This is a genomic window from Campylobacter sp. LR291e, assembly GCF_008633915.1.
Classification (GTDB): Bacteria; Campylobacterota; Campylobacteria; order Campylobacterales; family Campylobacteraceae; genus Campylobacter_D.
Genome location: NZ_VJNV01000023.1, coordinates 48,139 through 57,893 on the forward strand (window position 1 = coordinate 48,139; position 9,755 = coordinate 57,893).

Consider the following 9,755-nt stretch of genomic DNA (forward strand, 5'->3'; position numbering starts at 1 on the left):
TAGCCAAAGAAAAGGAAAAGTATGAATTATAACAGCTTAAAATCGTTACTTTTTAAACTTGATGCAGAAATGGCACATTTATTAGCTGAGTATTCTTTAAGAAGTATAAGTGCAATTTCACCAGTATTTTTAAATATTTTAGCACATTCTTATATGGTAAATGATGAAAGCTTAGAACAAAATTTACTAGGTTTAGATTTTTATAATCCCGTGGGCTTAGCAGGTGGTTTTGATAAAAATGCTACTATGATTAAGCCCTTAAGCTCTCTTGGTTTTGGTTTTTTAGAATTTGGTACCTTTACGCCAAAGGCACAAAGTGGCAATGAAAAGCCTCGTTTATTTCGCTTAATCAAAGATGAAAGCTTACAAAATGCTATGGGCTTTAATAATAAAGGGGCACACTTCATAGCCCAAAGGCTTAAAAAACTTTATCCCTTTGTATTGCCACTTGGTGCAAATATAGGTAAAAATAAGCTTACCCCAAATGAAGAAGCTTTAAATGATTATTTTTCTTTATTAAAATCCTTTGATAATTTGAGTGATTATTTTGTAATCAATATCTCATCGCCTAATACTAAGAATTTAAGACAGCTCCAAAGTTCTAGTTTTTTAAAGGAATTATTAAGCGAGGCTAAAAATATAAGCAAAAAGCCTATTTTGATAAAGATTGCACCTGATATGGATTATAAAGATGCGATTTTGCTTTGTCAAAGTGGGACTGAATTTGGGGCAAGTGGCTTTATTATAGCAAATACAAGCGTTGATTATACCTTGCTAGATAATAACCGAACCTTTGGTGGCATTAGTGGAAAATTAATACAAGAAAAAAGTGGAATTTTTTTCAAAAATGTTGCTAAAGAACTTTTTAATAAAACACTTTTAATAGCAAGTGGAGGCATTGATAGTGCTGAGGTTGCTTATGAGAGAATTAAAAATGGGGCAAGTCTAATACAAATTTTTACAGGCCTAGTTTTTAAGGGTCCTTCTCTTGTAAAAGATATAAATTTAGGATTTATTGAATGTTTAAAAAAAGATGGATTTTCTAATATTAAAGAAGCAATTGGAGTAAATTTGAAATGATAAATTATAAAAAAATAAGTTTAAAAAATAAGCTTGATGTTTATGCCTTTAAGGTAAATGAAAATAGCGATGTAATAAGCGTTGATATTTTTTATAAGGTAGGTTCAAGGAATGAAGTTATGGGAAAAAGTGGCATAGCACACATGCTTGAACATTTGAATTTTAAGTCTACAAAGAATTTAAAGGCAGGGGAATTTGATGAGACAGTTAAGGGTTTTGGTGGCGTTGATAATGCAAGTACGGGCTTTGATTACACTCATTATTTTATAAAATGTGCTAAGAAAAATTTAGATAAGGCACTTTTTTTATTTGCTGAATTAATGCAAAATTTAAGCTTAAAGGATGAGGAATTTCAGCCTGAACGCAATGTGGTACTTGAAGAAAGACGTTGGAGAACGGATAATAATCCACTTGGATATTTATATTTTAGGCTTTTTAATAACGCATTTTTATATCATTCTTATCACTGGACTCCTATTGGATTTTATAAGGATATTGAAAATTGGAGTATTGATGATATTAAGGATTTTCATTCTACCTTTTATCAGCCAAAAAATGCTATTTTGTTAGTAAGTGGCGATATTGATAGTGAAGAGGTTTTTAAGAGTGCTAAAAAGCATTTTGAACATATTAAAAACACTAAAAAAATTCCTAAAATTCATTATAAAGAACCAAAGCAAGATGGGGCTAAAAGGCTTATTATAAAGAAAAGCTCAGATACGCAATTACTAGCCCTTGCTTATAAAATTCCAAATTTTAAACATAAGGATATGGTTAGCTTAAAGGCTTTAAGTGAGCTTTTATCAAGTGGAAAAAGTGCTTTGATGAATGAAATTTTAATTGATAAGTTAAATTTAATAAATGATTATTATGCCTTTGCAAATGATAGCATTGATGAAAACTTGTTTATTTTTATTTGTGTTTGCAATAAAAATATTAAGGCAGAAGTTGTAGAAAAAGAACTTTTAAAGATAATTGAAAATTTAAAGCTAGGTAAAATTTCTAAAAAGCAGTTGCAAAAGATTAAAAATAATGTAAAAAGTGATTTTGTCTTCTCTTTAAATACAGCTAGTGCTGTTTCTAATATTTATGGTTCTTATTTGGCTAAGGGTGATTTAAATCCTTTGTTAAATTTTGAAAATAATATAGAAAATTTAAGTATAGATGATTTAAAATTTTGTGCAAAAAAATATTTTAATGAAGAAAATTCAACGACTTTGATACTAAGAAAGGATTGATAAATGAATAAAATTATAGGTGCTATGACGGCTTTAATTACGCCTTTTAAAAATGGTAAGCTTGATGAGGAATGCTATGAAAGGCTTATTAAAAGGCAAATTCAAAATAATATTGATGCTATAGTTCCTGTTGGTACCACAGGAGAAAGTGCTACTCTAACGCATGAAGAACATAGAATTTGTATTCAAATAGCGGTACAAGCTTGTAAAAATACAAATACAAAGGTCCTTGCAGGTGCTGGAAGTAATGCAACTCACGAAGTAATAGCCTTGGCCCAGTTTGCACAAAGCGTGGGAGCTGATGGAATTTTAAGCGTTACTCCTTATTATAATAAACCTACTCAAAATGGACTTTTTGAACATTATAAGGCCATTGCAAATAATATTGACCTGCCTTTGCTTTTATATAACGTACCTTCTAGAACGGGCTGTGAGATTGAGGTTGATACTATCATAAAATTATTTTTAGAATGTGAAAATATTTATGGCGTTAAGGAAGCAAGTGGGAATATCCAAAGATGCGTGGAATTACTTGCAAAAGAAGAAAGAATGATTGTTATATCAGGAGATGATGCTATAAATTATCCTATCTTAGCAAGTGGTGGAAAGGGCGTTATTTCAGTTACTTCAAATCTCTTGCCCGATATGATTAGCAAATTAACGCATGAGGTCTTAAATGAAAATTATCAAGAATCAAGAAAGCTAAATTCTAAGCTTTATAATATAAATAAGATTTTATTTTGTGAAAGCAATCCTATCCCTATAAAAACTGCTATGTTTATAGCTGGGCTTTTGCCAAATTTGGAATTTAGGTTACCTTTATGTTCTATCAGTAAAGAAAATTATGTTAAAATTGAAAGTATTATGAAAAATTATGAGATAAAAGGATTTTAATGCAAGAATTTAAAGGAAAAACCTTAGTTATAAGTGGTGGTACAAGGGGCATAGGAAAGGCCATAGTTTATGAATTTGCAAAGGTTGGCGTAAATATCGCTTTTACTTATAATTCAAATGCTGATATAGCTAGGGATATGGTTGAGGATTTACAAACAAATTATAAAATCAAAGCTAAAGCTTATGAGTTTAATATTTTAGAACCAGAAAGCTATAAGGAACTTTTTGAAAAGATTGATTTAGATTTTGATAGGATTGATTTTTTTATATCAAATGCCATTATTTCAGGTAGGGCTGTAGTCGGGGGCTATACTAAATTTATGAAGTTAAAACCGAAGGGGATTAACAATATCTTTACAGCCACGGTTAATGCCTTTGTGGTAGGAACTCAAGAAGCAGCTAAGAGAATGGAAAAGATTGGTGGTGGAAGTGTTATTTCTATATCTTCTACTGGAAATTTAGTTCACATAGAAAATTATGCAGGGCATGGCACGGCAAAAGCAGCAGTTGAGGTTATGATGAAGTATGCAGCTACTGAACTTGGTGATAAAAATATAAGGGTAAATGTAGTAAGTGGGGGTCCTATTGATACAGATGCCTTAAAGGCTTTTACAAATTATGAAGAAGTAAAACAAGCCACTATTGATTTAAGCCCTTTAAATAGAATAGGTCAGCCAAGTGATTTAGCAGGAGCATGTTTATTTTTATGTTCAAGTAAGGCAAGTTGGGTAACAGGACATACTTTCATAGTAGATGGAGGCACTACTTTTAAATAAGCTTAAAATTTTATAAATATTTAAGTGCTTAAGTGCTATATTAGATTTATTTATAAAGGATAAGCCATGTTAGGTAGTAGTCCTTATTTTAAACGTTTATCAGTGGGTCTTTATTGTCCTTATGAAGGACTTAGTGATTTAGTGGTATCTTTAAAACTCTTATATGCTTTAAAATATATCTATAATGCAAAGGTTATTGTTTTTGGTTCTAAAGTCAATGAAAGCTTGGCAAGGGCAATTGAATTTATAGATGAGTATGTAGAACTTTCTTATGATATTAAGTATGAGAAGGATAAACGCAAGAACCGAGATATTATAAATGAATTTATGCTTGATTATATCATTCCTTTAAGGGCTGGAAATAAGAGCATAAATTTTTTAAAAAGCACAAATGCTAAATTTATTATTATTAGAACTAAAGAAGAATTAGAATATTCTTCAAGATTTATCTTTGTAAATTTTGAAAATAATAAAAAATTACAACAATCAAATGAATTTTTAAGGGTGCTTTATAGGGCTAGAAGTATTAATAGTGCCTTATTTGATAAAGAAATTTCAAAACTAAGCTTTGATATAGACATTCAAACTAAAAAAAAGCATAAAGAAAAAATTGATAACTTTTTTAAAAATATTAATAACCCTTTAAATTCAATACTTATATCACCCTTTGCTAAGGAGACAAAATATAATTTGCGTTTGAAAGATTATATAAAATTCATTAAAGAGGCAAGAACAAAGTATCCATATTTAAATTTTATAGTACTAACTAATGAAAAAACGCATGAAAATTTCTTAGAACACATTGATAAGATTGATGAAAAACTCCTTAAAAGCATATATATTTTTAAAAATGATGGAGATATTTTAAATATTTGTGAGCTTTTAAAAAGGGTAAAATGCTTAATAGCTCCAAGTTCAGGTACAATGTATCTAGCTACTATTTTAAAGATTAATAGCATAGGGCTTTATTCTTTACATGATACTGTTTATTGGGAAAGTTTTAATAAAAATTATGTTTTGCTTGAAAAAATCAAGGATGGTTTAAATAAAACAGACATTCAAAACGCAATAGGTATGCTACTTTTTAAACTTGCAGAATTTCTTAGAAAATAATCGCAACATAAGGCATTTATAGCCAAATTTTGATATAATTAATCTTATTTTTATTCAAAGGCTTTAAATTGCAAAAGATTCATTTTATCGGCATAGGTGGTATAGGAATTTCAGCACTTGCAAGATTCTTAAAAGAAAAAGGTTTTATCATTAGTGGAAGTGATTTAAAAAGGAGTAAGATTACAGACCAGTTAGAAAGCGAGGGCGTTAAGGTTAGTATTCCACACCGGGCTAGTAATGTTAAAGGCAAGGATTTAATCATTTACTCAGCTGCCATAAAGGAAGAAAATGCAGAATTTAAAGAGGCAAATAAACTTGGCATAAAATGCCTTTCTAGAAAAGAGGCCTTACCCTTGATATTAAAGGATAAAAGGGTCTTTGCAATAGCAGGGGCACATGGAAAAAGCACTACTTCAAGCATAATGGCTAGTTTACTGCCACAAAGTTCAGTGATAATAGGGGCGATTTTAAAGGAATTTGGTTCAAATATGATTTATAAAGAAAATGAAAATTTAGTCTTTGAGGCCGATGAAAGCGATAGTTCTTTTTTAAATTCAAATCCTTATTTAGCCATAGTTACAAATGTTGAGGCCGAACATTTAGAACATTATGATAATGAATTTCAAAAATTACAAAATGCTTATTTGCAGTTTTTACAAACAGCTAAAAAAAGGGTTATAAATGTAGAAGATGAGTATTTAGCTACTCTTGATATTGATGCTATAAGGCTTTATCCAAGCAAGGATATTAAAAATGTGCGTATGAGTGTGGAAAATTTTAAGCCTCAAACTTGTTTTGAGCTTAAAGATTTAGGCACTTTTTGCATAAATGGAATGGGCAAGCATTTAGCAATCGACGCAGCCTTGGCTATTTTAGCCTTAATCGATGAGTATGATATAAATGATTTAAGAACTAGGCTTAAAAATTATCAAGGCATTAAAAAACGTTTTGATATATTACATGCTAACGAAAAACTAGCAATTATTGATGATTATGGGCATCACCCAACAGAAATTGCTACTACTTTAATCGCAACAAAAGAATATGCAAAACTAGCAAAGTATAATAAAATAACAGCTATCTTTCAACCTCACCGCTACACCCGTTTAGCAGCAAATTTACAAGCCTTTGCTGATTCTTTTAAAGAAGTTGATGAACTTTTTATCTTGCCAGTTTATGCAGCAGGGGAGAAAAAAATAGTACTTGATATTAAAAAATATTTTCCAAATGCCATTTTTATAAAGGACATTAAAAGAGAGGGAGACTATCTAGTTACCAATAAGGGCAAGGTCTTAGAAGAAGGTTTAATTATAGGCTTTGGAGCAGGGGATATTAGTTTGAAATTAAGGGGAGTGTAGTGAGTAGAGTAGTAATATTTTTACTTTGTGCTTTTGCTATTTTAATTTTTGTTTACGCACTTAGAGAAAAATTAGGCAAAAAGGCTAAGCCTGCCTTTTTTATTTTATTTTTATTATTGATTTTAGGCATTGGAATTTTTGAATATAAAAACATTGTCAAAGGCCATAAACAAGACGATTTATTAATAGCCTTTAATCAAGGAAAAAGCTTAATATGCAAAAATATAATAGTTGAAAGTTCAAATTTTAATTATGAATTTGGTACTTCAAGTTTTATCTCAAAAGACATTAATAAAAGCTTGAAATTTCTAGTTTTAGACATTAAAGATTGTAAGTTAAATAATGAATGAAAATTTTAAAAATCTTTTAATAAAGCTTGATTTAAAAGAATATTTAGAAAATTTTACAAGCTTTTTTGCAAGAAAAAAAGATTTTTTTATGCAAGGGGATATAAGGCTTCATTTTAGTAGGATTAACGAACTTAGTCTCATTGAATTTAATCCACCCCCACTAGTTAAAAATTTGGACCTATCCCTAACTCACCTTAGCAAACAAGGAATTTTACACTTAGATGAAAGTTGTGAATTTGTAAAAATTATTCGTTATTTTGTGTATTTAAAAAAATTAAAATTTGAAAAAAATTTAAAAGAATGGCTTGATAAGATAGAATTTCCAAGTGTGCTTTTAGAACTTTGTGAGTATTTTGATGAAGAGAGCAATTTTAAAGAAAGCATTGATGAGGGATTTTTAAACATAAATGAGGCATTAAAAATAAAAGAAGAAATGATAAGGGCTGAGTTTAAAAAACTTAGCTATTCTAAGTCCTTAGCCCCTTATCTTATGGATACTCAAATTCACTTAATAAATGGCTTTGAGGCCCTTTTGGTAAGAGGTGGCTTTAATCATAGTTTAAAGGCTAAAATAGTAGGGCGAAGTTCAAGTGGGGGTTTTTATATCTTTCCTTTAAGTGTTGAAAATTTACAAGCTGATATTGATAAGCTTAAGGGTCAAAAAGAAGAATTATTTTACGAGTATGCAAAAAAAATTTCTTTTATCTTACATAAACAGCTTTTATTTTTGAAATTTATTAATAAGGCCTTTGATTTATTTGATAATTATAGTGCTAGAATTTTATTTGCTAAAAGTAAGGATTTTGAATTTGTCTTGCCAAGTAATGATGAAAAAATCATACTTAAAAATTTCGCCCATCCAGCCCTTAAACACGCAAAAAGCGTTGATTTAGATTTTTCAAAACGCGTTTTAATCATAACAGGGGTAAATGCCGGTGGTAAATCCATGCTTTTAAAAAGTATACTTTGTGCTTGTATTTTAGCAAAATATCTTTTGCCTATGCGTATTAAGGCAGATGAAAGTAAGATAGGGTCTTTTAAGGGTTTTGAGACCATTATAGAAGACCCTCAAAATGTGAAAAATGATATTTCAACCTTTGCTGGTAGAATGCTACAATTTTCAAGGCTAAATGGGTCTAAAAATCTACTTTTAGGCATTGATGAGATTGAACTTGGAACTGATTTTGAAGAAGCGGCATGTTTATATAGCATATTAATAGAAAATTTAATGGATAATAAAATCATAATTACAACGCACCATAAAAGACTGGCTATGCTTTTAGCAAAAAATGAAAATGTAGAATTAATAGCTGCTTTATATGATGAAAAAAACGCTATGCCAAAATATGAGTTTATGAAAGGAATTATAGGTAAGTCTTATGCCTTTGAAACGGCGTTGCGTTATAAGATTGCTCCTTTTATCATAGAAAAAGCTAGAATTTTATATGGAGAAGATAAGCAAAATTTAGAAGAATTAGTAGGAATTAATATAAATTTAGAATTAGAACTTAAAGAAAGATTAAGAAATTTAGAAAAAAAAGAAATAAAAACCAATGAAATTTTATCTTCTTTAAAGGAGCAAAAAGAAAGGCAGGATAAGGAATTTAAAGAAAGACTTCAAAGGCTTGAATTTGATTTTTATAAGGCCATAAATGAGGCCAAAAAAACTCTTGATTTTAAGGATTTAAAAGAAAAGCAACGTTCTTTAAATAAGGCAAATGAGTTAAAAAAGGCTATTAATGTAGATACTTTAAAGCAAGATTTAGAATTTAGACTTGGGGATTTTGTAAAGTATGAAAATATCAAGGGTAAAATCATAGGACTTACAAAAAATGAGGCCTTGATTGAAAGCGATGGCTTAAATCTTAGAATAGCTTTAAATTTGCTTAAAAAAACTTCAACTTTACCACAAAAAACAGCTAAAATTAATATTAATATAAAAAAACCAGCAAGTGTGAATTTAAGCCTTGATTTGCATGGTTTAAGAAGTGAAGAGGCCATTGAAAGACTTGATAAATTTATTTCAGATGCACTAATAGCAGGGCTTGACGAGGTTATAGTATATCATGGTATAGGCACAGGAAAACTTGCTTTTGCAGTGAAAGAGTTTTTAAAAACACATAAAAGCGTTAAGGAATTTAAAGATGCCACCGTTAATCAAGGTGGTTTTGGTGCTAAAATCATTAAATTTTAAAAAGGTGTTAAACTGCTTTTAACTTTTAAAATTTTATAATCAAGGCTTAAAAAATTTTAAGGTAAGAAAAATGGATTTTTTAGATGAAATGTTAAACAAAAGCCCTAAGGAAAAATTTATAGAAATTTTACAAAACGGCAATTTAGGAGCCTTAGAAAAGACCTTTGAAAGCTTTTTTGAAGAATATATAGCAATGATTGAATTACTAGAAAAACAAGGCTTAAACGAGAGGCATTTAAGGGAATTTATCCTAGAAAATGCTGAGTTAATGAGTGAAAGAAAAAACGATATTTTTATAGAACTTACGGCAAAAATTTTAGGGCACGAGGGATAAGTTGAGAAAAATTTTTATTTTGTGTGTATTTTTTATAAGTTCTTTTTGTGCTGAGCCTGAATTTGCACATATTTATGATTTTAAACTAAATAAAGATGAAAGGGCAAGTGTTGAGATAAAAGAGTTAGGATACGAAAATGATGTTCAAAATTTTGACTTTTATTGGACCCTTTTTGATAATACAAATATGATAGTTCATACAAAATTTAGAAAATACCCTCGCCAATTTGTTATGTCCTTGCGTAGAAATTTAAACTGGTATTCTCAAACACTAATCCCTGATTATACAAATCCAAATATTGACAGGGCTCGTTTGGTTTTTGAATTTAAAGACTTTTCAAGGGGGATTGCAACATTTAGGGTGTATATTGAAGATAGAGATTCTAGGCTTGAGGTGAAATTTTTAGATCCAAAAAAT

The 9,755-nt window shown here is 29.5% G+C and carries 9 protein-coding genes and 1 pseudogene; all 10 read left to right on the top strand.

Annotated elements, in window-relative coordinates; translation table 11 throughout:
• The first annotated feature begins 21 nt into the window (after positions 1–21).
• Entirely contained in the window at positions 22–1,080 is a 1,059-nt protein-coding gene (locus FMM58_RS04805; RefSeq protein WP_150180456.1) for a quinone-dependent dihydroorotate dehydrogenase, read from the top strand.
• Positions 1,077–2,318 carry a M16 family metallopeptidase gene (locus FMM58_RS04810; protein WP_150140419.1) on the top strand — a complete coding sequence of 414 codons (1,242 nt, stop codon included), beginning with the start codon at positions 1,077–1,079 and terminating at the stop codon, positions 2,316–2,318. The genes FMM58_RS04805 and FMM58_RS04810 overlap by 4 nt, the downstream gene beginning before the upstream one ends.
• 3 nt (positions 2,319–2,321) lie before the next feature.
• Positions 2,322–3,212: a 4-hydroxy-tetrahydrodipicolinate synthase gene (gene dapA, locus FMM58_RS04815; protein WP_150180457.1), complete on the top strand. Its 891-nt coding sequence runs from the start codon at positions 2,322–2,324 to the stop codon at positions 3,210–3,212.
• The gene (locus FMM58_RS04820) at positions 3,212–3,988 is read left to right on the top strand and encodes an enoyl-ACP reductase (RefSeq protein ID WP_150140422.1); all 777 of its coding nucleotides are present in this window, start codon (positions 3,212–3,214) and stop codon (positions 3,986–3,988) included. The genes dapA and FMM58_RS04820 overlap by 1 nt, the downstream gene beginning before the upstream one ends.
• 66 nt (positions 3,989–4,054) lie before the next feature.
• Positions 4,055–5,101 carry a glycosyltransferase family 9 protein gene (locus FMM58_RS04825; protein WP_150140424.1) on the top strand — a complete coding sequence of 349 codons (1,047 nt, stop codon included), beginning with the start codon at positions 4,055–4,057 and terminating at the stop codon, positions 5,099–5,101.
• A 68-nt stretch (positions 5,102–5,169) separates the two neighbouring features.
• The gene (gene murC / locus FMM58_RS04830) at positions 5,170–6,459 is read left to right on the top strand and encodes a UDP-N-acetylmuramate--L-alanine ligase (RefSeq protein WP_150140426.1); all 1,290 of its coding nucleotides are present in this window, start codon (positions 5,170–5,172) and stop codon (positions 6,457–6,459) included.
• Complete coding sequence (locus FMM58_RS04835; protein WP_150140428.1) at positions 6,459–6,809, top strand: hypothetical protein; 351 nt, start codon at positions 6,459–6,461, stop codon at positions 6,807–6,809. The genes murC and FMM58_RS04835 overlap by 1 nt, the downstream gene beginning before the upstream one ends.
• Positions 6,802–9,003 carry an endonuclease MutS2 gene (locus tag FMM58_RS04840; RefSeq protein ID WP_150140430.1) on the top strand — a complete coding sequence of 734 codons (2,202 nt, stop codon included), beginning with the start codon at positions 6,802–6,804 and terminating at the stop codon, positions 9,001–9,003. The genes FMM58_RS04835 and FMM58_RS04840 overlap by 8 nt, the downstream gene beginning before the upstream one ends.
• 70 nt (positions 9,004–9,073) lie before the next feature.
• Entirely contained in the window at positions 9,074–9,337 is a 264-nt protein-coding gene (locus FMM58_RS04845; protein WP_150140432.1) for a DUF2018 family protein, read from the top strand.
• Between the two features lies 1 nt (position 9,338).
• Positions 9,339–9,752, top strand: a pseudogene (locus FMM58_RS04850) (exporting protein); the annotation flags it as partial.
• Positions 9,753–9,755: the final 3 nt, after the last annotated feature.

Coding starts and splice junctions, on each gene's coding strand:
- FMM58_RS04805 (WP_150180456.1), top strand. CDS start 22: ATGAATTATAACAGCTTAAAATCGTTACTTTTTAAACTTGATGCAGAA.
- FMM58_RS04810 (WP_150140419.1), top strand. CDS start 1,077: ATGATAAATTATAAAAAAATAAGTTTAAAAAATAAGCTTGATGTTTAT.
- dapA (WP_150180457.1), top strand. CDS start 2,322: ATGAATAAAATTATAGGTGCTATGACGGCTTTAATTACGCCTTTTAAA.
- FMM58_RS04820 (WP_150140422.1), top strand. CDS start 3,212: ATGCAAGAATTTAAAGGAAAAACCTTAGTTATAAGTGGTGGTACAAGG.
- FMM58_RS04825 (WP_150140424.1), top strand. CDS start 4,055: ATGTTAGGTAGTAGTCCTTATTTTAAACGTTTATCAGTGGGTCTTTAT.
- FMM58_RS04840 (WP_150140430.1), top strand. CDS start 6,802: ATGAATGAAAATTTTAAAAATCTTTTAATAAAGCTTGATTTAAAAGAA.
- FMM58_RS04845 (WP_150140432.1), top strand. CDS start 9,074: ATGGATTTTTTAGATGAAATGTTAAACAAAAGCCCTAAGGAAAAATTT.